This window comes from Pontixanthobacter aquaemixtae, from assembly GCF_009827395.1.
GTDB lineage: Bacteria > Pseudomonadota > Alphaproteobacteria > Sphingomonadales > Sphingomonadaceae > Pontixanthobacter > Pontixanthobacter aquaemixtae.
The window spans coordinates 1,797,379-1,823,014 of record NZ_WTYX01000001.1 but is presented as its reverse complement, the minus strand read 5'-3'; the positions used below and the strand labels follow the sequence as shown (position 1 = coordinate 1,823,014).

The following is a 25,636-nucleotide window of genomic DNA, read 5'->3' as shown; positions in this document are numbered from 1 at the left end:
TCTATCGCATCCCCGCAATTCCGGGCAAATCGAGCCCGTGATCGCGCGCGCAGGCAAGGGCGTCTTCATATCCCGCATCGGCATGGCGCATCACACCGGTTGCTGGATCATTCCACAAAACATTGGCAATGCGCCGGTCGGCATCCTCTGTGCCGTCGCAGCAAATGACCATCCCGCTGTGCTGCGAAAATCCCATGCCGACGCCGCCGCCATGGTGCAGGCTGACCCATGTCGCGCCGCTTGCGGTGTTGAGCAGCGCGTTGAGCAGAGGCCAGTCGGAAACTGCGTCGCTACCGTCCTTCATTGCCTCTGTTTCGCGGTTTGGTGATGCGACCGATCCGCTGTCCAGATGATCGCGGCCGATAACCACCGGCGCGCTCAATTCGCCGTTACGAACCATTTCGTTAAACGCGAGACCGAGTTTGTGACGCTGGCCCAGACCGACCCAGCAAATCCGCGCCGGCAGACCCTGAAAACTGATCCGCTCGCGGGCCATATCCAGCCAATTATGCAGGTGCGGGTCATCGGCGATAATCTCTTTCACCTTGGCGTCGGTTTTGTAGATATCTTCCGGGTCGCCCGACAACGCGCACCAGCGAAACGGGCCAATTCCGCGGCAAAAAAGCGGGCGGATATAGGCGGGCACAAATCCCGGGAAGGCAAACGCATCTTCAAGCCCCTCATCCAGCGCGACTTGCCGGATATTGTTGCCGTAATCGACGGTCGGAACGCCGGCATTGTGATAGTCCACCATCGCGCGGACATGCGTTTTCATCGCAGCTCTCGCAGCCTTTTCGACCGCCTTGGGATCGCTTTCCTGTTTTGCGCGCCATTCGGCCACGCTCCAGCCAATCGGAAGATAGCCGTGCACCGGATCATGCGCGCTGGTCTGATCGGTGAGAATGTCGGGCCTGACGCCGCGTTTGAGCAATTCGGGCACGATTTCCGCGGCATTGCCGATCAAGGCGACTGACTTGGCTTCACCCGCCTTTGTCCAGCGATCGATCATCGCCAATGCTTCATCCAGATCGCGTGTTTTCTCATCGACATATCGGGTGCGGAGCCGGAAATCCGCGCGGGTTTCGTCGCATTCGATCGCGAGGCAGCACGCGCCCGCCATGACTGCCGCCAGCGGCTGCGCACCGCCCATTCCGCCAAGCCCTGCGGTCAAAATCCATTTGCCGCGCAGATTGCCGCCATAATGTTGGCGGCCTGCCTCGACAAAAGTCTCGTAGGTGCCCTGAACGATCCCCTGCGTGCCGATATAGATCCACGATCCAGCCGTCATCTGGCCGTACATTGCCAAGCCCTTTTTATCGAGCTCGTTGAAGTGATCCCAATTCGCCCAATGCGGCACCAGGTTCGAATTGGCGATCAGCACGCGCGGTGCGTCGCTATGCGTCCTGAAAACGCCCACAGGCTTGCCCGACTGGACAAGAAGCGTTTGATCCTCTTCCAGTGTTTTCAAACTCTCTACAATCGCGTCAAATGCAGCCCAGTTGCGCGCCGCCCGGCCAATTCCGCCATAGACAACCAGCTCGTCCGGATTTTCCGCAACGTCCGGGTGCAGATTGTTCATCAGCATGCGCAGCGGCGCTTCGGTCAGCCAGCTTTTGGTATTGAGCTCGCTGCCGGTCGGGGGGAACACGGCACGGCTGTTATGCGTGCGATCAGTCATGGAGCAATTCCTCGATCTCTGGGAATGGTATTGCTGCCGTTTCCAGCAAGGCGGGGCCAGTGGACAGCTCAGCGGCGGCTTCAAGGTCCGCGCTCAGGAAGCGATCCTGCGTCAGCGGTGGTACATGCTTGTGAAAACGATCAGCCACTGCGGACAGGGCGGGGCTGGTCTTTAGCGGCGCGCGGAACCGGATTCCTTCCGCGGCGCTGAAGATTTCGATGCCCAATATACGGAACAGATTAGCGGCCATCACCTCCAGACGGCGCGCGCCATGCGCTGCCATGCTGACATGGTCTTCCTGATTGGCGCTGGTCGGGGTTGAATCGGTCGAGCACGGATTGGCCAGATGCTTGTTCTCGCTCATCAAAGCCGCGCTTGTGACCTCGGCGATCATCAGCCCGGAATTGAGCCCCGGGTCGGCTGCCAAAAAGGGCGGGAGATCAAAGCTGAGTGTAGGGTCCACCAGCAGGGCTATACGGCGCTGCGCAATCGCCCCGATTTCGGCGAGCGCTATGGCAATCATATCCGCCGCGAATGAAACGGGTTCTGCGTGGAAATTGCCGCCTGAGACAATGCGGTTTTCCGATGTCAGGACCAACGGATTGTCCGTCACTGCATTGGCTTCGCGCTGCAACGTGACAGCGGCATGCGCCAACATATCCATTGCCGCGCCGACGACTTGCGGCTGGCAGCGCATGCAATAGGGGTCTTGCACGCGCGGATCATCATCGCGGTGAGCCTCGCGAATTTCGCTACCTTCAAGCAGCGCGCGCATGGTCGCGGCGGCTTTGATTTGGCCGGGGTGGCCGCGCAAAGTGTGGATCTCTTCAATCAGCGGCGCGGTCGATGCCATTGCGGCGTCGATCGACATGGAAGAGGAGAGCAAAGAGATATGCGCCGCGTGCCAGCCGCTGAACAATCCGGCCAGCGCATAGGCAGTCGAAAACTGCGTGCCGTTTATCAGCGCGAGACCTTCTTTGGGGCCCAAAGTCACCGGCGACAGACCGGCCTTGGCCAATGCGTCTTTGCCCGGCATGGTCTGGCCCTGCCATTCGGCTTGTCCTTCGCCCATCAGCACCGCCGCCATGTGGGCAAGCGGCGCAAGATCGCCCGAGGCGCCGACCGATCCTTGCGCAGGAATGATCGGATGGACATTGTGCTTGAGCATTGCCTCAAGCAGTTCCACCGTTTCCAGCCTGATCCCCGACGCGCCGCGGCCAAGCGAAATCAGCTTCAGCACCATCATCAGGCGCTTGATAGGGCGCGGCGTGTCTGGCCCGACGCCGGAACAATGCGACAGGATCAAATTCCGTTGAAGCGTTGCCGTGTCCTCTGGCGCGATCCGGATCGAAGCGAGTTTTCCGAAACCGGTATTGACGCCATATACCGCTTCCGATCCGGCGGCGGCCCTTCCGACTTGTTCGGCCGATGCGGCAATGCGGGGTTTCGCCGCGCCGTCTAGCGAAACGGACAGCTCTTCGCGCCAGATGCGTTCCAGGTCGTTCAGACTGACCGAGCCAGGGGACAAAGTCAGCATGCTACGCCTCCGAAAATGCGTTCGTGGAGCGGGGCGTCGCCGATGCGGTAAGTCAGCTCGGCCGGATCATCGACATCCCAGATCGCGAGGTCGGCCCGCATCCCGGCTTTGATCTGGCCGGCATCGGGCAATCCCAACGCTTTGGCTGCGTTTGAGGTTACACCTTCCAGACATTCCTGCGGTGACAGGCCAAACAAGGTTGCCCCCATATTCATGGCTAGAAGTATCGACGTCATGGGCGAAGAGCCGGGATTGCAATCGGTGGCGAGCGCCATTGGTACGCCTGCAGCACGCAGTCTTTCAACTGGCGGTTTGCGCGTTTCTTTCAGCATATAAAAGGCACCGGGCAAAAGAACCGCGACGGTTCCCGCCTCAGCCATTGCGGACACACCTTCATCGCTAAGAAACTCCAGATGATCGGCGGAGAGCCCTTGAAAACGCGCTGCCAATTTCGCCCCGCCCTGATCGGATAATTGCTCGGCATGGAGCTTGACCGGCAGACCGCGCTTTGCCGCGTGTTCGAAGACCCGCTCGATCTGCGCGGCGGAAAAGGCGATGTTTTCGCAAAAGCCGTCGACAGCATCGACCAGCCCCTCATCCGCCGCAGCATCCAGCGCGGGCAGGCAGATTTGGGTCAGATACTCATCCGCGCTCATCTGTTTGGGAAACGCATGGGCCCCCAAAAACGTCGTGCGGATTCGAACCGGGCGGTGAGTCTCAATCGCGCGCGCGGTTCGCAGCATCCGCAATTCGGTTTCGACATCCAGCCCATATCCCGATTTGATCTCGATCGTGGTCACACCTTCGCCGATCATCCGATCAACACGCGACAATGCGCCCGATAGCAGAGCTTCGTTCGACGCGGCGCGTGTAGCCTCGACCGTGGAAAATATCCCGCCGCCGGCGCGCATGATTTCTTCGTAAGTTGCCCCGGTCAGGCGCATTTCAAACTCGCGCGCACGCGACCCGTGATAGACGAGATGCGTGTGGCAATCGATCAGGCCGGGCGTGACCACGCGACCGCCAAGCGATCGGCGGGGCGCGCCCTGATACTGCTGGGGAGTTTCGTCGTCTGGCCCGGCAAAGGCGATCATGCCGCTGTCCACCACGATCGCTCCCGGCATTGAATAACCAGCCTCGTGCTCAACCGGGGCCAGTCGGGCATTTGTCAGAACATAGCTTTCGGCCATTGCGAATCTCGACCTCTTGCGGTGTTGAGCGAATGCATAATATGTCTATACATAATAGAGGTTGTCAATCACCAAGGCAGCCCAATGTGAGGCAAAGGATGCACGCATACGAAAAGATCAGAACCGAGATGTTGCAGCGTATATCGCAACAGGTCTGGCCGGCGGGCAGCAGCCTTCCACATGAAGAACAATTGGCTGAAGAATTCGGAGTTGCTCGCGGCACTGTCCGCCGCGCAATGGAGCAGCTGGTCGACCAAGGGTTGCTCGAACGGAAACGAAAAGCGGGTACCAAAGTCGCCGCTCGCAACGCGCATTCCTCTACGCTGACAATTCCCGTTGTCCGGCGCGAAGTGACCGATAGCGGCGCGGAGTATGGTTATTCGTTATTGTCTGCGCGCAAGGGGGGCAGGCCGCTCGACAGGTCCGGCTATTTTGCAGGCGCACCGTTGCTTCACATTTGCTGCCTGCATTTGTCGGACGGGCGCCCGTACCAGCTTGAAGACAGGTTGATAAATCTGGCCGTTGTACCCGAGGCAGAGGTGCAGGACTTTAGCGAGATCAGCCCCAATGAATGGTTGCTGCAGAAAGTGCCCTATTCATCGGTATGCACCACTTTGAAAGCCGAAGCCGCCGATGCAAAACAATCGCGCCATCTGCAAATTGCCCAGCATAGCCCGGTGTTTGTGATCGAAAGGCAAACGCGGCTTGATAAGCAGCAGGTCACGCTCGTCAGAATGAGCCATCCGGCAGCTGGTTTTTCGATCATTACGCAGACGAATTGGATCGATATCCCCGACCCGGAATAAACGGCCATATTTGCCAGCGGTGAAATTTGTCTCTCCGCGCAAATGTCAATTTGCCAGGGGATCGGCGGGGCAGTAATTTTTCAAATAGGCTTCATGAGTTGGGATCTTGCCGACGAGGAAGCGAACCGATTTCTCGATTTCGTCGAGTTCTTGTATGGTTTTTTCGAACGGCAACGCATCGGCCATCACACTGTGGCCCTCCATCTGTATTCCCTGGCCCATCATAACCGCAGCCCAGCTAGTCTCCGTGAAAAGCTCGTCTTCTTCGCGGAATATCTGGCCGTTGAGCCGGAACAATTCGACCTTTTCGGTCAGACTATCGGGCACTTCCATCGTCCGGCAATAATTCCAGAACTCGCTGTCATCGCGCGAGGTCGCATTATAGTGGAGGACCAGAAAGTCGCGTATCCGCTCGTACTCTTTGGTCGTGAACCGGTTGAAGGCATCTTCTTGCGCCTGCGTTACACCGTCTAGCGACAAAAGCGCGATCAGTTTGTTGATCCCGGTGTTGATCAGGTGGATCGATGTCGATTCGAGAGGTTCCATAAAGCCGGCGGCAAGGCCCAAAGCGACGACATTCTTGTTCCAGAATTTCTTGCGGCGACCGGTAACAAAGCGGAGGAAATTCGGCTCAGCAGTCGGCTTGCCGGCAAGGTTTGCAACAAGAATATCATGCGCCTCGTCGTCTTCCATAAACTGGCTGCAATAGACATGGCCGTTGCCATTGCGATGCTGCAGCGGAACCCGCCACTGCCAACCGGCGGAATGGGCTGTGGCCTTGGTGTAGGGATGCGGCGGGCTGCCATCGTCTCGGTTGCATGGCAGTGCCACGGCACGATCGCACGGCAGGAAACGTGTCCAGTCATCATAGCCGGTTTCAAGAGCCTGCTCGATCAGCAGGCCCCGGAAGCCGGAGCAGTCGACGAACAGGTCACCGGCGACAGTCTCTCCATCATTCATCGTCACCGTTTCGACGAAACCGCTTTCATTGTTGAGCGTGACGTCTGCCACCCGGCCTTCGCGCCTGACCACGCCGCGCGCTTCGGCATAGGCGCGCAAGAATCCGGCATAGCGCGTGGCGTCAATGTGATAGGCATAGTTCATCGGCGGAAGATCTTCGCGCTGATAATCGGCGGTGCGGGCGAACTTGCCGAAATGAGCGGCCATGGTCTCTATATTGAAAACCTGGATAGGCCGTTTGTCACCTCTCTGCTGGCAGCTGTGCCAGATACTGTGAAACGACAAGCCATCGATCTCGTAGCCATAATTGCCGAACGGATGGAGGTAGCTTTCCCCGATCTTCCCCCAATTGGCGAATTGGATGCCAAGCTTGAAAGTGCCTTGCACGGCCGCCAGCATCTCACGCTCGTCGATCTCGAGCAATTGGTTGAAATCGACGAAAGGCGGAATTGTCGCTTCGCCAACGCCGACCGTCCCGATCTGTTCGGATTCGATCAGGGTGATCTCGACATTATGGCCCGATTTGAGCTTTGACAGTGCGGCGGCGGTCATCCAGCCCGCTGTCCCACCACCTACAATCACGATCTTGCTGATAGCCATTGGATTGTCACCCTGTTTCTCGAGAGGCGGTTTTTCCGCCAATCCCGGTCATTGTGTCTTTCTTGCAACGTTCTCGGGCAAACCCCGAATGTTGATTATTCGAAACGCTACGAATGTGAACTGCTCTCTTACTTTCGTCCCTTCGCGATTGACGAATGAATATGCGAGAAAAGTCTTTCCCCACAATATCTAACGTCCAGTTCCGCTTGTGGTAGCCATCCTTTCTGACTGCCGATAATGCCCTTAGGCTAGCACCAAAGACGAAAATTGTGAACGTTCATTTTTGCTATTGTGAACGCTCACAATTTGAACTAGTGAGGGGTGAAGTCGAGCATATTTTAAGCAGACTCGACCATTTGGGAGGCTAATTTGTCTGAAGAAAACCGTTTTGATGATCGGCGTCTGACCGTGTGGGGTGTCTCGGGCCGCATGAAGGCTTTGGGTACCGCATCGAGCCTCGCGCTCTGCATGGCAATGGTGACTCCGGCATGGGCGCAGGATGCCGGCGCTCCGGACTCTTCTGAAACTGAAGTCGATACGACCGAAGACGAGGACGTGATCGTCGTCAGCGGCTTTAAGGCTGCTCTGGATACGGCGCAGGACATCAAGCAGAATGCAGATACGTTCGTTGACGTTATCTCTGCTGAGGACATCGGCGCGCTTCCAGACCGCTCGGTTGCGGAGGCATTGCAGCGTGTCCCGGGCGTGAATATCGGTCGCTTTGAAAAGACCACCGATCCCGACCGCTTCTCGGTCGAGGGGACCGGGGTGATCGTTCGCGGCTTGCCATTCGTACGGTCTGAATTGAACGGCCGAGATATCTTTTCGGCGACCGGCGGCCGGGTGCTGAGTTTCAACGATGTGTCTCCCGAGCTTCTGGGCCGGGTTGAGGTCTTCAAGAACGTCACATCCGACATGGTCGAGGGTGGAATCGCTGGCACGGTGAATCTTGTCACGCGCAAGCCGCTGGATAATCCGGGCACGCGCATCGCCGGCACAATCGAAGGCAATGTTGGTGATCTGGCTGAGGAGTGGTCGCCTGGTTTCTCGATCCTTGGTTCGACTACCTATGAAGGCGACGGAGGCTCCATCGGTTTTCAGTTGGGTTATGCGAATTCTGAACTTGTCAGCCGTACCGATGCATCGCAGCTGACCGACCCTTGTTATCGTGCCAGCATGCTCGATGCACCTTGCATCCGTGTACAATCGGTTGGTTCCGGCGGTTTCGGCGGGGCGCCGGCATTCGATGCTTCGAATTTCCCGCCTGCGGGTACGGTGGTTGCGCCTAAAGGTGCAGGTGTCCGCACGACCGAGTTGACGCGCGATCGTGAAGCGATGTCGGCGGTTCTTCAATATGAGAGCCCGAACCGCGATTTTCTGTTTACGTTCGAGTGGCTGCGCGCAGAAACGCAATTCTTCACAGACGAGAATGCAATTCTTGCTCTTGTGAACGATGACGCTCTTTTCCCGACGCCGCGGCCCGGTGAAAGTTGGCAGTTTGACAGCAATGGTGTTTTCCAAAGCGGCATTCTAACCCAGCGTGTCGGCGATGCTTATGCCAACCCGTTTGGTTGGGGCGGTATTCCGATGGAATCGCTCCGGTTCCAGCGCGGGACCGATGCCACGACCGAAGATTTCTCGTTCGACATTGACTATCAGGTCACTGACCGACTGCGGGTTAATCTCGAATATCAGACGATCAAATCCGATCTAACTCGCGACTCAGTAATCGGGACCATGAACACATGGGCTGACGTGGCGATTGATGCGACTGGCGATACGCCGCAGATCCAGTTCCTTGCGCCGCAAGGCGCCCCAGCGGATTATTTCTCCAGCGGATTCTACACCTATTACTGGTTCCTGCTCGACAGCATTGAAGAAAATGATGGCGAGCTTGAGAGCCTGCGCTTCGATGCCGAGTATGACATCAGCGATGACGGGTTTTTCAAAAGCGCACGTTTCGGCGCTCGCTGGTCGGACCGCGAGCGCACGACCCGAAACACCAACTTTAGCACTTGGGGCAACTTGTCAGCGCCATGGGCCGGCCGCGCGGGCTGTGCCCCATGGAATGCAGGTCCGGGTTGCGCCGCCACTGGCGGGTTCCAGCCCGGTCGCTTCTTCACCGGCCTGCCTGGTCAAGAATTCGCGATTGCTGGTGGTGCCTTTGTCGATGAGTTCCCCGGCTATTCAAATTACCGCAACCCGTTTGGCGACAGGTTCCAACGCGGCAATGCCCCGACACCGATCGAAGGCGGCGCGGCATGGTTCTTTGGCGCAGATGACTTCCTGGGCGAATATCTGTCGGGCGAGTCAGCCCGTCAGGCGAGAGAGATCAATGTGTTCTCTCAAACGCCAAACCCGTTCTTTGGCGTACAGGGCCGTTCGTTCACTCAGATCGACGGGACCGTTGTCGCATGTGATCCGTTCTGCCCGTCCGAAATTTCGGACGTCGGCGAGGTCACCAAGGCAGCTTACGGCCGCATCGATTTCGGCAGTGATTTCGACAATGGCATGACTCTGGAAGGCAATTTCGGTGTCCGTTACGTTCGCACGAAAGTGCGCACAGGCGGCCTGATCGGTTTCCCGAGCCCGTTCTTCTTTGACGATCCCGGCAGGGGCGGCAACGGAGATGGAACAGTGCAGGTCGCAGAGATTGACAATGCTTGCGGCCTGACGCCACCCGGACAGACATTGCCCGGCTATTGTAGTCTGTCCGCAGCACGCAAGGCTGACTTTGCTGCCGGTCATACGGGTGACTTCCTGATCGATGACCGGGAAATCGAATTCGACCACTGGCTTCCCAGCTTCAACGCAAAACTAGATGTTGGTGGCGGTTTGTTGTTCCGAGCGGCGGTATCCAAAGGGATATCCCGTCCCGATCTGCAGCTTTTCACTTCGGGCGGACAAATCGGTGACAATACAAACGACCTGAGGCAAGAAGGTACGCTTGAAACCGGGCCGCTGTTCCAGCTCGGAACCGGTAACCGCAATATCAGGCCGGTTGAATCCTGGAATTATGACCTTTCCGCTGAATGGTACTTTGATGATGTGGGCTCGCTAACGGCTTCGTTGTTCCTCAAAGATATTGAAGGGATCGTGAATAGCGGTGTGGACGTTGTCAATTTCGTAGACAGCACCGGCGCTGCGATCGATGTTGAAGTCAACGGCCCGGTCAACGCCAATGGCGGAACGCTGAAAGGCTTTGAAGTTGCCTACCAGCAAACTTACGACTTCTTGCCGGGGCTATTGAGCGGACTTGGTTCGCAATTCACATATACCTATGTTGATGGCGGATCCTTCTTCAACTCCGATCTCGCCGGAAATGGCAGCCTGTTCGCTGGCTCGCAGCCATTGGCGGGAATTTCCGAGCATACCGTCAACGCGACGGTCTTCTACGAGAAAGGGCCTGTATCGGCTCGTGCTGCCTATAACTGGCGGTCGGATTTCCTGATCACCGCGCGGGATGATATCTTCCCGTTCTCTCCCATCTGGCAGGAGGCTTCGGGGCAGTTGGACGCGTCGATCTTCTTCAGCTTGACCGACCAGGTGAAATTGGGCGTGCAGGGCGTGAACTTGCTCGACACGGTTACCGAGACGACGCAAGTTTTCGACTTCCAAGGCAATCGTGTGACCCGATCGGCGTTCCGCAATGACCGCCGCTTCACATTCCTGGCTCGCTTCGACTTCTAAAGCAGCCAAGACTTTGCGTTAGGAAACAGCGGGTTCTTGTCGAATGGCAAGGACCCGCTTTTCTTTTGCGTTTTGTCAGACAGACCCAAGATCACTAGGGAATCCACAATGATGCAAATTGTCCGCCGTGCCGCTCTAATTGGGGGAACGTTCGCCTTGGCTGCCTGTACTGGTGGAGTAAGCGGCGATGACAATGCCATCATCAAGGAAAACGGTATCATCAATAAGGGCTCGGTCGGTTCGGTTGAATACAAGCCGAAGCCGGCTGATGGCTGGGCTTTGGTCTGGTCTGATGAATTTGAAGGGGCAGGGATCGATCCGGACAAATGGGGTTATGATATTGATTGTTGGGGTGGCGGCAATGACGAACGCCAATGTTATACCGATAGTCCAGCCAACGCATCGATCCACGATGGAAAGCTGGTAATCACCGCGCGCCGTGAAGAATCCACCGGTCCAGCATTTCCCCCGCATATGCGCAGCAGTGAACAGCGGCAAAATGCCGAAGCGACCAAGCCCTATTCTTCCGCGCGTATGGTGACCAAAGGCAAGGCTGCGTGGAAATATGGTTGGATCGAAGTGCGCGCGAAACTTCCCCAAGGGCAGGGCACCTGGCCCGCGATCTGGATGCTTCCGGAAGAAAATGCCTATGGCACCTGGGCTGCGTCGGGCGAGATCGACATTCTCGAAGCGGTAAATCTCGGCGTGCCCTGCGCCGAATGCGCCGGCGGCAAAGAGAACACAATTCTGGGCACTTTGCATTTTGGCGGGCTTTGGCCGGATAACAAATTTGCGAGCACCGAAATTGCGCAACCGGGCTCGCTCGATGATTTTCATACCTATGCAGTTGTCTGGAGCGAAGGGAAGTTTACCTGGCTCGTTGACGGAAAAATCTATGCGGAGCGCAGTGCCGAAGAATGGTCCAGCAGCGGATCGTCAGGTGTGAATGCTCCGTTTGACAAGCCCTTCCACTTGATCCTTAATTTCGCAGTGGGTGGTAAATTGCCCGAAGAACGCGGGTTGGGCGGAGTCTCCCCGGCAGGCTTCCCCAAAGAAATGGAAATTGATTGGGTTCGGGTTTGGCAATGCGAGGCTGACACTGCTACGGGTAAGGCCTGTCCGGTTGAGGGAGCCAAATGACGCAATGGCGCGTATTCGTCAGGCAGTAACGATTAAACATGTGGCGGCTGATGCGGGGGTGTCCCTGCAAACTGTCAGCCGTGTGATCAACAAGGAACCCAATGTCCGCCCTCAAATGCAGGAGCGGGTTCAGGCGTCTATCGACAAGCTAGGCTATGTTCCCTCGCTTGCCGCACAGCGGATGAGCGGCTCGCGATCCTATCTCATCCTTGCACTGAATGACCGCGAACGGACGATTGCCGAATGGCGCGCCCGGCAGGGAAGCGACTGGGTCGATCAGATGTTGCTGGGCGGTATGCTAAAATGCGCCGAATTTGGCTATCGGATGATGTTTGAACTCGTCGATACCCATAACGATCATGTCGAGCGGGAACTGACCGCGGCGATCACTGCCTTGCAGCCCGATGGTGTGATTCTAACGCCGCCGCACTCGGACAATATGTTGATCGTCAACTTGCTGGAAAAGCACAATATCCCCTTTGCGCGGATTGGTTCGGCGGGATCCAATGCGGGAATTGCGCTGACAATGGGTGATGAAAAGGCGGGCGAGGATTCGACGCGCCATTTGATCGAACTGGGGCACAAGAGAATCGGGTTTATTAGTGGGCCGGGCGAGTATGTCCTGAGTGGTTGGCGGCAGTCGGGCTGGGAAAGAGCAATGCAGGATGCCGGCTTGCCGACAGATGGATTGCTGGCGGCCGGTGATTTCAGTTTTGAATCGGGTCTCGCGGCAACGGAAAAGCTGCTTGGATTACAGGATCGGCCTACCGCAATTGTTGCGAGCAATGATCATATGGCAATGGCGTGCCTGCAGGTTGCAAAGGGGCTCGGCCTTACAGTGCCGGATGATCTCTCGATCATCAGCTTCGATAATACCCCCATTGCGGCTTTGGCCGACCCGCCGCTCTCCGCTGTCGATCAGCCTGTCGCTGAAACGACATCGCAAGCGGTCGAGCTGATAATCTCGGCCAAGAACGGCAATGCTGTGCCAGAGGGGCTGATCAATGTCCCGGCGGGATTTGTCGACCGGGCATCGACAGCGCCCCCGCCAAGCGCATAGCCCCAGCAGCCAAATTGAGAGAAGAACAGCCCGCAACCCGCCAATCCGCACGGTTCCTCTTGCTCTACGCGCTTGCCGTGGCAGGCGGAGCGGTGGCTTATGTCCCCTTTCTGACAATCGTCATGCCATCGCGAGTCAGCGAATTGGCAGGGGCGGTCGATGTTGAATGGGTCGCCTACACTACCTTCTTCGGTGCGATTGTGGCCAGCCTGGCAAACATCCTGTTTGGATGGCTTAGCGATCGCATACAGAACAGGCGGATCTGGGTATGGGGAGGTTTGATTGCCTCCAGCGCGATGTTGGTCTGCTTTCCCTACGTGACCACTCTGGCGATGCTCATCGGGTTTATCATTCTGTGGCAAATGGCGCTGAATATGATGCTGGGCCCGCTGGCGGCATGGGCGGGCGATTCGGTTCCGGATCAGCAAAAGGGCATGCTCGGCGGTCTGCTAGCCTTCGCTCCCGCAGTCGGGGCGTTGTCAGCTGCAATTGTCACCATACCCGGGCTTGCAAACTTCCAGGAACGCTTGTGGATCGTGGCAACGATCGTCGCTCTATGTGTGTTGCCCGTGTTGTTGCTGGGCAAGCCAAGGCGATTTGCGGAACTAGAAGCCGCAGCGGGGCCGGAGTCTGATGTTCCCGGACCAGCGTTGCGATCGCGCAAAGTGGTGATCCGCATGTGGTTTGCCAGACTGCTTGTTCAAATCTGTGAAGCGGCATTGTTTGCCAATGTGCTTTTCTGGTTTCGCTCTATCGACAAGACCTTGGGAGACGATGATACCGCGCAAATCCTCTCAATCGTTGTAGTTGTGGCGATCCCCATTGCGATGGTGGTCGGGCGTTGGGCGGACCGACACGACCGGCCGATAACCCCGCTATCGGTCAGTGCCGCTTTCGCCAGCATTGGGCTGCTTCTGATGGCATTTTCCTCTACATCCCTGACCGCAATCGCGAGCTATGCGGTGTTCGGAATCGCCGGAACCGTGTTCCTCTCGCTTCACACCAGCCAAACGCTTCGCGTTTTGCCGAAACCACGAAACCGTGGACGCGATCTTGGGATTTTCAACCTGACAAACACCGCGCCATCGCTGGTCATGCCATGGCTGGTTCTATCGTTGGTACCGCTTTTTGGTTTCCCGGCCCTGCTGGCTACATTGGCAGTACTCGCGGCACTGGCGGCGGGCCTTTTGTGGCGGTTGGGTAAGCTGGTCTAGCAGCAGAACCAGGTAATCATCGCATCAATACTTGCAATTGAGCACACACTCTGCAATTCCGTTGAGAACGTTCACAATGGGATGGGGTACGGTTGATCATGCGGTCTGTTCTTGGGATATTGGTTGGGGCAACTATCCTTGCGGGCTGTAGCTATACAGAAGGCTCAGTGCAAAGTGCGCCTACGCCGATGACGGCGGTCGGAACAGGGCCGACAGTTACCCCCGCGCACGGGGAAGAGCAGATAGCCAACCTTCTTGCCGCAATGAGCTTTGAGCGTAAGGTGGCGCAGCTTATCCAGCCGCAAATCAATTCGTTCACTGCGGAAGACATGCGCCGTTATCGCTTCGGAAGTTATCTCAACGGCGGCAATGGCGGCCCCTACGGTGACGAATTTGCCCCCGCTTCCGAATGGCTGAAGCTGGCCGATGAAATGTGGGATGCTTCAACAGCGCCGCTGCCCAAGGGTGAGCCGGCGATCCCGACCATGTGGGGAACCGACGCTGTGCATGGCCACACCAATGTAAAACGCGCGACGATCTTCCCGCACAACATCGCGCTTGGTGCAACGCGCGATCCTGATCTGGTGCGCCGCATCGGCGCTGCGACGGCAACCGAAATTGAAGTTACGGGAATCGATTGGAATTTTTCGCCAACAGTGGCGGTCGCGCGCGATGATCGCTGGGGGCGGACCTATGAAAGCTATTCCGAACAGCCCGGACTGGTTGCAGAGCTGGGCGCTGCGCTGGTCGAAGGGCTTCAAGGTCAGCGCGACGCACAAGACTATTTGGGCAAAGGCCGCGTCATTGCGACGGCCAAGCACTTCTTCGGTGACGGGGGCACCGATCAGGGTGTCGATCAAGGTGATGTGAATGGCGATCTGGAAGAGCTGAAAGCGATCCACGTTGCCCCCTATCCGGCAACGATATCAGCCGGTGTCGAAACGATCATGGCCAGCTTCAATTCGATCAACGGCACAAAAATGCACGGTCGCAAGGACTTGTTGACCGGCGTGCTTCGCGAGGAGCTTGGCTTTGAGGGATTGGTTGTGGGTGACTGGAACGCCCACGGGCAGATCAAGGGTTGCACCACTTCCAACTGTCCGCAAGCGCTCTTGGCAGGCCTCGACATCTATATGGTCCCCGACGATTGGAAGGCGCTGCACGCCAGTCTGGTCGCACAAGTAAAGAATGGCTCGATCCCGATGGCGCGGATCGACGAGGCTGTGGCGCGTGTCTTGCGCGTGAAGCAGAACGCTGGAATGCTTGACCCCAATGCAGCCAAGCCATCTGCCCGACCCAATGCAGGCGACTATGACCTGCTTGGTTCGGCTGAGCATCGCGCGATTGCTCGCGAAGCGGTGGCCAAATCGCAGGTCATTCTGAAGAATGACGGGGTGCTTCCGATCAAGGATGGTGCTTCGATACTCGTTGCGGGCAAAGCGGCCGATAGTATCGCCCAAGCAGCAGGCGGCTGGACCCTGACATGGCAAGGCGGCAATGAGCTGACCAACGACTATTTTCCCGGGGCGACATCGATTTGGGCGGGTCTGTCACAGGCAGCCGAAGAAGCGGGCGGTTCTGCAACTCTATCCGAAGATGGCTCCTTTTCCGCCAAGCCGGACATCGCGATCGTCGTATTCGGCGAACAACCCTACGCTGAATTTGTCGGTGACCAAAAGACGATGGTCTTTCCCGATGAGGAAGGTCTGGGTCTGCTCAAGAAGTTCGATGCAGAGGGTGTTCCTACCGTCGCGCTGTTCCTTTCGGGCCGGCCGCTATGGATGAACAGGGAAATAAACGCGGCAGATGCGTTTGTTGCCTCTTGGCTTCCGGGCAGCGAAGGCGCGGGTATTGCGGATGTTCTTTACGGCAAAAACAATGCGAGCGGGCGCCTGTCATTTAGTTGGCCCGCCGATTGCGGCGGCGCTCCTGTTAATGGCGAAGGTGCGCTGTTTGCTGTGGGATATGGGCGTTCGCTGACGGACAAATCACCGCTTGCAAAGCTGGACGAGAACTGCGGCTATCTGTCGGAGAGCAAATCGGCGATGTGGTATGATCTTGGCCGCCTCACACCGGGCATAAGCGCAACTGCCGGCGAAACGCAGCTGGCGAATCTGCGAGGTGAAGCCGGCGGTATTGCGGCGCGCGGTTTTGACTATCAGCGGCAAGAAGATGCGCGTGAGATTACCTTTGGCCCGAATGCCAAATTGACATTGTCGCAAGCCGGTGCGGGCACTGGCGATTATCTGGTGCTGTACAATCTTGAAGATCAACCCGCCGGAACGGTGACGTTGACACTGGGCGAAACGGCAATCGATATCACCCCGCAACTGCGGCTCAGCGCGGGCAAGGGGTGGCGCGAAATGGTGATAACCGAAAACTGCGCGCCTGGTCTTGGAGAGTCGTTCTCCATCAGCAGCGACGCGCCAATGCAGATGAAGATCGCGCGGATAAAGAGGCAGAGCATGCCCGAGGGTGCGCAATGCTCGTTTTAAAGCGGGCGTAAACAGATAAACGTGGACCGGGCAGAAAATAAGAAACACTGTTCGGCAGGGAGGAAAAATCGTGACACTCGAAACGATCGATATCGTCATCATTATTGGCTACGCTCTGGCTTTGCTGGGTATTGCCTTGGCGGTGAGCCGCGAGCCCAAAGGGCATGACAAGAATACCGAGGACTACTTTCTTGCCGGTCGCGCATTGCCGTGGTGGGCAATCGGTGCCTCGCTTATCGCGTCCAATATCTCTGCCGAACAAATTATCGGCCAATCGGGCCAAGGGTTTGTCGTGGGTATCGCGATTGCGGCCTATGAATGGCAGGCAGCGATCGTCCTCATTATCGTGGCAAAATACTTCCTGCCGATCTTTCTCAAGCGCCGCATCTATACGATGCCGCAATTCCTTGAACAGCGTTACGGCGAGGGCGTAAAGACCTTGATGAGCGTGTTCTGGGTTGCGTTGTACACGGCAGTGAACCTGACCACGGTGCTATGGCTAGGCGGTCTGGCAGTAACATCATTAACCGGTTGGAGCGTTATGACTGCGATGATGGCGCTCGCCGGATTTGCGGCGCTCTATTCGCTATATGGCGGATTGAAAGCCGTGGCGCTGACCGACATTATCCAGGTTGTGATCCTGATTATCGGTGGTTTGGCGATAACCTACATCGCACTGAACGCACTTCCAGCTGATGGAGCGTTCGGGGGGCTTGGCTATCTGATGCAAGAGATGCCGGGTCACTTCGAAATGATCTTGGACGAAAGCAATCCGGCCTATGGCGATCTCCCGGGAATTTGGACCTTGCTGGGCGGATTGTGGGTGCTGCATTTCAGCTATTGGGGTTTCAATCAGTATATCATTCAAAGAGCGTTGGGCGCTGAAAATCTGGGAGAGGCGCAAAAGGGATTGGCCTTTGCCGCGTTCCTCAAGATCCTTGTGCCCTTTATCGTCGTGATCCCCGGGATCGCGGCCGTCGTACTGGCTCAGCAGGGAATGCTGGATGGCGCAGCGCTGGCTGAAAAATCGGATCGCACTTACGGCGAATTGATGAGCTTCGCGCCCGCGGGCCTGCGCGGATTGGTTTTCGCGGCATTGATCGCAGCAGTCGTCAGCTCGCTCGCGTCAATGATGAATTCGATCTCGACAATCTTTACGATGGATCTCTATCGCGCATGGAAGCCCGAGCAGCCCGAGCGGCATTATGTCACGGTTGGCCGAGTAGCGGCCTTCGCTGCAATGTTGATCGCATTGCTGCTGGCGCGACCCTTTATCGGTGGGTTCGAAAGCGGGTTCCAGACGGTTCAGGAATATACCGGTTTCATCGCGCCGGGCATCGTCGTCGTATTCCTGCTGGGCTTCTTTGACAAACGGGCCAACACGGCAGGCGCGCTGGTTGCGCTGCTGGGGTCGCTGGCGATCAATATCACACTCAAATTCGTGGCTCCCGATGTTCCGTTTATTATCCGCATCTGGATCGTCTTCCTCGTTTCGCTTGTGGCAGCAGCCGTTGTCTCGCGATTGACCGCGCCGCCTTCGGAAGATCAGACTGTCGAGCTCAAAGATATCGGCTTTGCCACCACCATGCTGTTCAACACTTTGTCGGTGATTGTCATCGCGATGTTGGTCGGTCTCTATCTTTGGCTTTGGTAGGCACCCGGTTGTACTTTGGCGCGGCAATGCGTTAGCGTTGCCGACCGGAGATTGATTTACGACTAGGTGACAATGGCGGACCCCGTAGAGCGCAGACGCGCGACTTCCTTCGATGTGGCAGAGCGTGCAGGCGTTAGCCAATCGACTGTTTCCAGAGCGCTTGCGGGCTCAACAGCCATTACGGTTGCAACCCGCGACCGTGTGTTGGCGGCCGCCAAGGAGCTCGATTACATGGTCGACACGCGGGCCGCCCGGTTGCGCAAGGGATCGACCGGAACGCTCGCGGTTGTGGTCATTTGTCGCCCTGGCGAAATGGCCAGCGATATCAACCCGTTCTATTTTTCCCTGTTGGGCAGTGTGTGCGCGGCGGCTTCCAAACAGGATATCGAAACGATTGTGTCGTTCCAGTCGAAGGAAGAGGAATTCTTTGGTCGATATGAGGATCGCGGCCAGGCCGACGGATTGATCGTCATCGGTACGACATCCAATCATGCGGCGTGGGAACATTTTCGCGCGCTAAGCGATGATCACGCCACCGCGTTCTGGGGGTCACCTTATGAGGATCTCGATTGGATCCGTTCAGACAATTACGAAGGCGGAATATTGGCCACGCGCAGGCTGATTGATGCCGGTTGCCGCGATATCGTTCATATCGGCGCCACCGGCTCTCCGCAGTTGCAATTCCATGAACGCTACGAAGGATTTCTCGCGGCAATGGACGAAGCGGGGCTGGAGCCACATTTCGTCGAAATTGACGGGGCGCTGGACCGCGATGCGCAAGGGCGCAAAGCGGTTTCGGACTTGCTCGATCGCAAACAACCGTTCGACGGCATATTTGCCGTGTGTGATTCGATTGCCTTGGGGGCGTTGAACGAACTGCGCAATCGCAATGTTGACGTTCCATCCCAATGCTCCCTTATCGGATTTGACGGGATCATGGCTGGTAATCACACCCGCCCGCCGCTCAGCACGATCGAACCTGATTTCGATGTAGCAGGCGCTATGCTGGTTCAAACTGTCCTTGAGAAACAGGATGAGGCGAACATAAAGCGCAGGGTTCCGGTTCGGCTGCTCGACCGCGGAAGTGCGCGAAGCCTTTGACACCTAAGCCGAGGGCCGCCCGGAAGGGGTCATCCGTTCCATCGGCTGATAAAGAGCGCAGGCGTTTGCCGCCACAATACTTTGGCGCTCTGGAATTCATCGATTTTCGCTGGCAATGTCTCGCTTGATACGAAATCGGGGTAAGAATGGCAGACCAAAGCGTTGCAGTTGAGAAAGTGATCGATGGTGAAGGGCCGCTTGCGGACGGTCGCCGCGAACGCAGCAGGTCGAGCCGCAAGAAGATCATTCAGGCGATGATGGATCTGATCGTACAGGGCGATATTGACCCGAGCGCAGCCAAAGTGGCTGAGCAAGCAGGCGTTGGCCTGCGCTCCGTATTCCGGCATTTCGATGACAAGGAATCGATCTATCGCGAGATGGATGAGATTCTCTGGAACGCATATCAGCCGAGAATCACCGCTCCCTTCCGGTCGGACGATTGGCGTGAACAGCTGGTTGAGCTGATCGAACGGCGCTCGAAGATTTACGAGCATACTGCGCCATACAGGCTTTCGACCAGTATCCGGAGATTCCAGTCACCGATGCTGAAAAAGAACTACGATCGTTTGCTCAAGGGAGAACGCAACCTGCTGCGTGGTATCTTGCCTCCAACAATCGAGCGGGACAGCGAACGCGGCCGGGCCATCGTTCTTGCCACAAGCTTTGATTGCTGGCGCCATTTCCGGCAGGACGAGGGACTATCAAAAACCAAAACAGTGGAAGTGATCACCCAATTGCTCCGCGACATTCTGGACCAGATCGAGAGCTGACAATGCGAGGGGTGATTGGTCTGGCGCTGTTGCTGGCGAGCTGTACCGCAGCAGACGATGAGCCGGATGCCGTATCATGCAGAGGGATTTCCGATGGCGGGATGATTTGGGTTGATGGCGGGACTTTCCCGATGGGGGAAAATCCGAATTATCCCGAGGAAGGACCAATGCGTTTGGTCGAAGTTGATGGTTTCTGGATCGGTACGACAGAAGTCACCAATTCGCAATTTGCGCGATTTGTCGAAGAAACCGGATATGTAACCGCTGCGGAAATGGACCCTCCGCCTATGCCCGGCGCGCCGCCAGACATGTTGGTGCCCGGATCCGCGGTTTTTCGCGTCCCCACTCCGGACGATCGAAACTGGTGGGTATGGGTGCCGGGGGCGATGTGGCGAACCCCCTCTGGTCCAGAAAGCGCGATAGATGGTCGTGGCAACGACCCGGTTGTCCAGATCGCATACCAGGATGCGCAGGCCTATGCCGAATGGGCAGGGATGAGTTTGCCCAGCGAAGAGCAATGGGAATATGCAGCCCGTGCAGGGGAAACGGCTTTGCCCGAGCCGGTCGATTCCTCCGGCAAAGCGTTAGCGAATACCTATCAAGGCGCTTTTCCTGCCCAGGATATGGGCGAAGACGGATTTACATCACGCGCGCCGGTTGGCTGCTTTGAGGCGAACGGTTTTGGTTTGCATGATATGATTGGCAATGTCTGGGAATGGACCACAACAAATGCGGGACGCGCGGACGCTGTTGAGCCGGTGAAAGTCATCAAGGGTGGTTCGTTTTTATGCGCTGCCAATTACTGCGCGCGCTACCGCCCTGCGGCTCGCCAGTTTCAGGAACGTGGTTTGGGGACAGATCACATCGGTTTCCGTCTGGTCGACAATGAACGCTCCGCGCCGGACTAAGCCTTTACGGCCGCGTTTTGCTCGCGTGTCCGCTTTGAGCATGGCATAGCGTTGCCGCATTCGTTGAACGATGCGTCCATTGCCAACTTGATTGTTGCCTCCGTCTATGGCGGTGTAATGCTCGCACTTTCATCGAGCAGGAAGAGCCCACCGCGCCGTGAATAGTGTACATCGCGGTTTGTCCCTACATCAGTCGGGATTGTTCAATCGCGTTACTATCAGCGGGCAAGCTAAAGAGCATGCCGTCTTCCCCTACGATCAATGGTCCGTCAAAGCGACTTGCCGCATCACCCAAAAATGCCGGATAGAGATAGGATAGCGGCAAGGGCGGAACGAGGTGCGACAGGACCAGCATTTCGGCCCCCGCAGTTTGCGCGCTTTCAGCGGCCTCTTCGGGAGAGGCGTGGTAATCCTGAATATCGAACATGATCTTGGCCGCCGATGCATTTCCGCGCGCTTCCAGCACGCTCTGCATTTCCTTCACCAAGGCTGGCTGCAATGCTTCGTGGACCAGCACATCGACATTCTTGCAAACCCGCTCGAGACTGGGTGATTTTGCGGTGTCGCCGCTGATGCAAAACGAACGGCCCTTATAGTCGAAACGATATCCGACAGCGGGGTCCGCAGGATTGTGTGGCACCTTGAATGCGGTGATTTTCAATTCGCCGCGTTCCAGCACAACGGCGCTTTGGCCTTCCATCTCAAAGGGCATGGCCTGCGCTCCGCCACCGCTGAGCGGCGCGACAGCTTCACCATGATGTGCGGTGCGATAGGTGTTGTCGGTTGAGTAAGCGGCATTGAACCCGTCAGTGATGGCTTCAACGCCGGTCGGGCCATAGACCGGGAGAGGAGAAGTTCTGGCCCCACGCACCCAATGATTGAGCATCAAAGGCCCCATTCCGTCGATGTGGTCGGAATGAAAATGGGTCAGCAGCAATGCGGAGATCCGCGATGCATCAAAGCCCATCAGCGCCATATTGCGCGCGCCGCCTTCACCGATATCGACGACAAAAACCTGATTTCCGGCGATCACAATGTTGCAAGGGCCAGCGCGCTGCGGATTGGGCATGGGCGATCCGGTACCGCATAGTCCGACATGCAATCCATCCGGCAAGCCGGCCACCGTGTTATTGTCGATATTCTGCTCGAATCCCCGTTTGAACAAGGCGGTTCCAATTTGCGTCTGCAATAGAATGCCAGACGCAATCAGCACTCCAGCCAGCACGACAGTTCCGATTAGGATTTTCCTCACCAAACGATCCCCTTGAATGCGAGCCAAAAATGGCACTATTGATGCCACAAGGCAATCGTCAATCCGGTGGTGCAGAGGCAGTGTTTGTCTGTGCCAATGTCCAGCAAAGCACCACGAACCATCCGCTTGCAATCGTCGCGAAGGCGAACAGCAAATAGGTTGCCCCTCCGGCCAGAATGGCCAGAAAAGCCGCAAAAGCGTAGAAATCGCGCATGGTGATATAGGTCAGCCACTGCTTCAACGGTGATGGCTTCTCGCGGAAACGGGTTTTTAGGGCATCGAAGGTGAACGGCCCGCCGTCGCGTCTGGACTGGATGGCCAGAAGGGCACTGCCAAAGGTCAGGAGCGCGAAACCGATTGCGCCGGCAATTCCCGCGTGTTGCTGCCCGGCCATATAAAGATTGAAACTCACCCCGCCAACAAACCCCAGATTGGTGGCTGCATCGGTTACACTATCCATCATGGCGCCGCGCGCTGAGGTGCGAAAGGTGGCACGGGCGATTTCGCCGTCTGCGCCATCGACAATCGAGGCAGTCTGGAACAAAATTGCCCCAACGATCAATCCTGCAGAGCCACCAAAAACCAAGGCGGCAAACATACCCAGCCCGATGATCGCTGCGGCCATAGTTGCATGCCAAGGCCGGATACCGGGCCAATGGAGCAGCGAGCGCGATATTGTCTGCGAGATGGGCCGGTTGATGTGGCGCGAGATAACCCCGTCACCCGGCTTTCCCGTTGACGAAATTATACGGCGCGCCTGAATCTTCAGATTGGCGATGTCGTCCGCGCCGGACGAGCCAGGGTGCTTGGATGGCTCCAGACAATTGCCTTCTGTTTCGCACTGCAGGTCCACTCCGGGAATCCACTCCGCATTGTCCGAGGCCGCGGCATCGACGGCTTTCCATTGCAATCCCGCCGTAAGGCGCTCGACCTCTCGCTCGCAAAGCGCGCTTGGTACCCATCCGCCGCGAACGCCGATATGGATGGAAGCGGATTCTTCTGCCCGGTCTTTTAGCGAACTGGCATGCCTAGCTGCGCGCGCTGCGGCGGGAATGCCTGCCACCAAGGAGTTGGCTGCGGCTTCGCTCTCAAACAGGATGGGAATAGGTGATGAAGCGGGCATTGCTTTCAAGCGGCTTGCAAAAAAGGGCTGGTGATCACAGTGAGGTCTATAGGGATGAGGGATGATTACAAGATGGCGGGCCAGCCTGCGCTGGGCCTTCCGCAAAAGTGAGCGACCAAGTGACCACTCGAATTCCCGGCCAATCCTCCCGCGCCAAGAATGCACCGGATGCGGGGCGAGTGATGTCGATGCAGTCGCCATTGGACCGCGTCATTTTCCATCCCATAGCGGCGCGGCTGGCGCGGGTTTTGGCGCAAACGCGGGCAACACCCAACATGGTATCGGTTGCGGGCGGATTGATGGTGGTGTTTGCGGGCATCGCTTACCTCCAGCCGGGATGGCCCGGCTCCGTGCTGTTGGGCCTTGCCTTACATATGGCCTGGCATGTGTTCGATGGGGCAGATGGCGATTTGGCGCGGCTGACGGGTCAATCAAGCCCTAAAGGGGAGATTGTCGACGGGCTGTGTGACTATTTCTCGCACTTCATCCTATACTGCCTATTAGCCGGCGCAGCCTTTGCCGCCTTCGGTCCATTGGCGTGGCTCCTTGCCGCGGCGGCGGCAGTAAGCCGCATCGCGCAGGCAAGCTTTCATGAAGCACAGCGTAGGCAATATCTCGATTGGGTGCATGGTGTTTCGTGGCTTCGATCGGCGGGTATTTCCAGCCCCGCTTGGGCGCGATCCATCGGCAGTTTCTATATTGGCATAGCCGATAAACTCGCGCCGGGTGATGCAGAGCTTGAAGGTGCCGCTGTCGACCCGCTGAAACGCGAACAGCTCCGCTCTCGACTGCTTGAATTGGGCCCTTCTCCATTGGCAGGAAGTGGGCTTCTTGGTGCCACCTATCGGACAGTAGCATTGGGATTATCGATGTTGGCCGGATCGCCGGTTTGGTATTTCCTGTACGAAATAACCGTGCTAAATCTCGCTTTGGCCCATGCAATTTGGCGATCACGCAAAACGATGCGGTCCCTGCGCGCCGCGCTTTAGTTTTGTCCAAGGACATGCTTGTACACTTCGAGATTGCCAACCGCAAAATCGTGCCAATCGAGTTGTTTGGCTCTGGCGAGACCATCGTTCCGGAGCTTGTCCGCCAGACCCGGTTCGTCTGCGACGCGTTTCAAAGCAAACGCAATCGAAGAAGAATCTTCGGGATCAACCAACAATGCTGCCCCACCCGTTACTTCGGGCATGGCAGAACATTTGCTGGTGATCACAGGAAGGCCGCTCGCCATAGCTTCGGCCAGTGGCATCCCGAATCCCTCTTGGAAGGAAGGATGCAGCAAGGCCATTGCGCCACTGTATAATGTCGCCAGATCACGTTCTTCAAGAGAAGGCAGAAAGTGGACTCTGCCCGACAGGTTCAATGTGTTTGCTAGCCGCCGCACTGGCCCCGAAGATCCGCTGCGGCGCTGCACAAATACCAGATCAATATCCGGCTCATTTGCAAAGGCGCGGGCAAACCCGCGAAGGGCGCCTTCGTGGTTCTTATAGGGGGCATTTTGTCCCACCACGAGCACATATCGCGCTGCGCCGATGCTAAGGTGTTGGAGCATGGCTTGGCTCACATCCTGCGGCTGAAAACCGGCTGAAACGCCGGGCAAAATTGCGCGGGTTTTTCCTGCTAGCCCCGCGCTCCTCTCAACAATCGAATCCCGCGTGGATTGGCTAACCGTTACGATTGCGTCGGACTGTTCCAATGCGCGATTGATCCCATGGCGGTAGAAAAACCGCTCAACCCGTCCCCACGGCCCCGCATTGCAAAGATTGGGATGTGTCAGCCACATCAAATCGTGAATGGTCGTAACGCACGGCATATCAAGCCCGCGCGGCAAAATATTGGCGGGAGCGTGGAACAAATCGATCCCTCGCAGATCGACAAGCTGCGGCAAAAACCACATTCCGGCGGGCCCGTTGACCTCAGCCGCAAGTTCGATCTCGGTCACATTCGGCGCGTCGGAAAGCGCGCGCCTAAGCGATGCGTGTCGCAGGAAAAGGAAACGCCAGTCCGGTGCCAGCGCCGGCAAATGGTCCACCAATGCGCTGACCACTCCAGCAATCCCGCTGGGCCTGGGCTTGATATAACGGCAATCGAGACACACGGTTGGCATATTGGGTGCCTCTCAGCGCTTTGCTTCACTTTGGCGGCCCCTGTTCATGGCCTGGTCAACTCGTATCTCCGACAGAGTGCAAAAACCAGCTTCATGGGGAAAGTCACCTTTGACGGAGCAAACGGCAGCCATGAACCCGAAATCTGTAATATAGTTTCCAGCTTCCTCCAATTGAAAGCATGTTTGTTCTGATTGGCCGCTAGGTATCTGTATAATTTGTAGATTGGCCGCTTGGCTCTTCCAATGGCGGGGCAGAGGATATATCCTGTGACCCGCCATTTGCAGCGGCGTTTATTGACCAGGCATTCCCGTAACCTGCGGGCTGAACAAGATTGAGGCTTACGAATA

General features: G+C 57.1%; 18 protein-coding genes. 11 read left to right on the top strand and 7 right to left on the bottom strand.

Going from position 1 to position 25,636, the window contains the following annotated elements:
• Window position 1 precedes the first annotated feature (1 nt).
• Genes hutU through hutI form a run of 3 tightly spaced genes read right to left on the bottom strand, consistent with a single transcriptional unit; the run spans window position 2 to window position 4,405 of the window.
• Window positions 2–1,678 carry a urocanate hydratase gene (gene hutU, locus GRI41_RS08605; protein ID WP_160604463.1) on the bottom strand — a complete coding sequence of 559 codons (1,677 nt, stop codon included), beginning with the start codon at window positions 1,676–1,678 and terminating at the stop codon, window positions 2–4.
• On the bottom strand, window positions 1,671–3,215 hold the full coding sequence (gene hutH / locus GRI41_RS08600; protein WP_160604462.1) for a histidine ammonia-lyase: 1,545 nt from the start codon (window positions 3,213–3,215) through the stop codon (window positions 1,671–1,673). The genes hutU and hutH overlap by 8 nt, the downstream gene beginning before the upstream one ends.
• On the bottom strand, window positions 3,209–4,405 hold the full coding sequence (gene hutI / locus GRI41_RS08595) for an imidazolonepropionase (protein WP_160604461.1): 1,197 nt from the start codon (window positions 4,403–4,405) through the stop codon (window positions 3,209–3,211). Before hutI ends, hutH begins: the two co-directional genes overlap by 7 nt.
• Before the next feature lie 98 nt (window positions 4,406–4,503).
• Between hutI and GRI41_RS08590 the strand changes: the two genes are divergently transcribed.
• A complete protein-coding gene (locus tag GRI41_RS08590) occupies window positions 4,504–5,211 on the top strand; it encodes a GntR family transcriptional regulator (RefSeq protein ID WP_160604460.1) in 708 nt (235 codons plus the stop codon).
• Between the two features lie 45 nt (window positions 5,212–5,256).
• Here GRI41_RS08590 and GRI41_RS08585 read toward each other — a convergent pair whose 3' ends face one another.
• Entirely contained in the window at window positions 5,257–6,771 is a 1,515-nt protein-coding gene (locus tag GRI41_RS08585) for a tryptophan halogenase family protein (protein WP_160604459.1), read from the bottom strand.
• A gap of 369 nt (window positions 6,772–7,140) precedes the next feature.
• Between GRI41_RS08585 and GRI41_RS08580 the strand changes: the two genes are divergently transcribed.
• The 9 genes from GRI41_RS08580 to GRI41_RS08540 all read left to right on the top strand — a co-directional run bounded on the left by GRI41_RS08580 (window position 7,141) and on the right by GRI41_RS08540 (window position 20,803).
• Window positions 7,141–10,461, top strand: coding sequence for a TonB-dependent receptor (locus GRI41_RS08580; RefSeq protein WP_235901105.1), 3,321 nt, complete (start codon window positions 7,141–7,143; stop codon window positions 10,459–10,461).
• A 156-nt stretch (window positions 10,462–10,617) separates the two neighbouring features.
• Window positions 10,618–11,601: a glycoside hydrolase family 16 protein gene (locus GRI41_RS08575; RefSeq protein ID WP_235901104.1), complete on the top strand. Its 984-nt coding sequence runs from the start codon at window positions 10,618–10,620 to the stop codon at window positions 11,599–11,601.
• A gap of 4 nt (window positions 11,602–11,605) precedes the next feature.
• Complete coding sequence (locus GRI41_RS08570; protein WP_160604458.1) at window positions 11,606–12,661, top strand: LacI family DNA-binding transcriptional regulator; 1,056 nt, start codon at window positions 11,606–11,608, stop codon at window positions 12,659–12,661.
• A 14-nt stretch (window positions 12,662–12,675) separates the two neighbouring features.
• Complete coding sequence (locus GRI41_RS08565; RefSeq protein ID WP_235901103.1) at window positions 12,676–13,875, top strand: MFS transporter; 1,200 nt, start codon at window positions 12,676–12,678, stop codon at window positions 13,873–13,875.
• 263 nt (window positions 13,876–14,138) lie between these two features.
• A complete protein-coding gene (locus GRI41_RS08560; RefSeq protein ID WP_235901102.1) occupies window positions 14,139–16,370 on the top strand; it encodes a glycoside hydrolase family 3 protein in 2,232 nt (743 codons plus the stop codon).
• Between the two features lie 70 nt (window positions 16,371–16,440).
• Window positions 16,441–18,024 (top strand): sodium:solute symporter family transporter, encoded by a 1,584-nt coding sequence (locus GRI41_RS08555; protein ID WP_160604457.1) that lies wholly within the window; start codon window positions 16,441–16,443, stop codon window positions 18,022–18,024.
• A 72-nt stretch (window positions 18,025–18,096) separates the two neighbouring features.
• Window positions 18,097–19,125, top strand: coding sequence for a LacI family DNA-binding transcriptional regulator (locus GRI41_RS08550; RefSeq protein WP_202388684.1), 1,029 nt, complete (start codon window positions 18,097–18,099; stop codon window positions 19,123–19,125).
• Window positions 19,126–19,271: 146 nt separating this feature from the next.
• Window positions 19,272–19,895 (top strand): TetR/AcrR family transcriptional regulator, encoded by a 624-nt coding sequence (locus GRI41_RS08545; protein WP_160604456.1) that lies wholly within the window; start codon window positions 19,272–19,274, stop codon window positions 19,893–19,895.
• A gap of 2 nt (window positions 19,896–19,897) precedes the next feature.
• Window positions 19,898–20,803 carry a formylglycine-generating enzyme family protein gene (locus tag GRI41_RS08540; protein ID WP_160604455.1) on the top strand — a complete coding sequence of 302 codons (906 nt, stop codon included), beginning with the start codon at window positions 19,898–19,900 and terminating at the stop codon, window positions 20,801–20,803.
• 184 nt (window positions 20,804–20,987) lie between these two features.
• Here the strand turns inward: GRI41_RS08540 and GRI41_RS08535 are convergent, their stop codons facing one another.
• Window positions 20,988–22,055, bottom strand: a complete 1,068-nt coding sequence (locus GRI41_RS08535; RefSeq protein WP_328600534.1) for an MBL fold metallo-hydrolase — start codon at window positions 22,053–22,055, stop codon at window positions 20,988–20,990.
• A gap of 58 nt (window positions 22,056–22,113) precedes the next feature.
• A complete protein-coding gene (locus GRI41_RS08530; RefSeq protein WP_160604454.1) occupies window positions 22,114–23,178 on the bottom strand; it encodes a CDP-alcohol phosphatidyltransferase family protein in 1,065 nt (354 codons plus the stop codon).
• A 119-nt stretch (window positions 23,179–23,297) separates the two neighbouring features.
• Between GRI41_RS08530 and GRI41_RS08525 the strand changes: the two genes are divergently transcribed.
• Entirely contained in the window at window positions 23,298–24,167 is an 870-nt protein-coding gene (locus tag GRI41_RS08525) for a CDP-alcohol phosphatidyltransferase family protein (RefSeq protein WP_160604453.1), read from the top strand.
• On the opposite strand, the gene GRI41_RS08520 is transcribed toward GRI41_RS08525, so the two are convergent.
• Complete coding sequence (locus GRI41_RS08520; RefSeq protein ID WP_160604452.1) at window positions 24,164–25,288, bottom strand: glycosyltransferase family 4 protein; 1,125 nt, start codon at window positions 25,286–25,288, stop codon at window positions 24,164–24,166. The two genes, GRI41_RS08525 and GRI41_RS08520, sit on opposite strands and share 4 nt — an antisense overlap.
• Window positions 25,289–25,636: the final 348 nt, after the last annotated feature.

Bases quoted from the DNA above. Each gene is read 5' to 3' on its own strand.
- hutU (WP_160604463.1), bottom strand. From the start codon at position 1,678: ATGACTGATCGCACGCATAACAGCCGTGCCGTGTTCCCCCCGACCGGC.
- hutH (WP_160604462.1), bottom strand. From the start codon at position 3,215: ATGCTGACTTTGTCCCCTGGCTCGGTCAGTCTGAACGACCTGGAACGC.
- hutI (WP_160604461.1), bottom strand. From the start codon at position 4,405: ATGGCCGAAAGCTATGTTCTGACAAATGCCCGACTGGCCCCGGTTGAG.
- GRI41_RS08590 (WP_160604460.1), top strand. From the start codon at position 4,504: ATGCACGCATACGAAAAGATCAGAACCGAGATGTTGCAGCGTATATCG.
- GRI41_RS08585 (WP_160604459.1), bottom strand. From the start codon at position 6,771: ATGGCTATCAGCAAGATCGTGATTGTAGGTGGTGGGACAGCGGGCTGG.
- GRI41_RS08570 (WP_160604458.1), top strand. From the start codon at position 11,606: ATGGCGCGTATTCGTCAGGCAGTAACGATTAAACATGTGGCGGCTGAT.
- GRI41_RS08560 (WP_235901102.1), top strand. From the start codon at position 14,139: ATGAGCTTTGAGCGTAAGGTGGCGCAGCTTATCCAGCCGCAAATCAAT.
- GRI41_RS08550 (WP_202388684.1), top strand. From the start codon at position 18,097: ATGGCGGACCCCGTAGAGCGCAGACGCGCGACTTCCTTCGATGTGGCA.
- GRI41_RS08545 (WP_160604456.1), top strand. From the start codon at position 19,272: ATGGCAGACCAAAGCGTTGCAGTTGAGAAAGTGATCGATGGTGAAGGG.
- GRI41_RS08540 (WP_160604455.1), top strand. From the start codon at position 19,898: ATGCGAGGGGTGATTGGTCTGGCGCTGTTGCTGGCGAGCTGTACCGCA.
- GRI41_RS08530 (WP_160604454.1), bottom strand. From the start codon at position 23,178: ATGCCCGCTTCATCACCTATTCCCATCCTGTTTGAGAGCGAAGCCGCA.
- GRI41_RS08520 (WP_160604452.1), bottom strand. From the start codon at position 25,288: ATGCCAACCGTGTGTCTCGATTGCCGTTATATCAAGCCCAGGCCCAGC.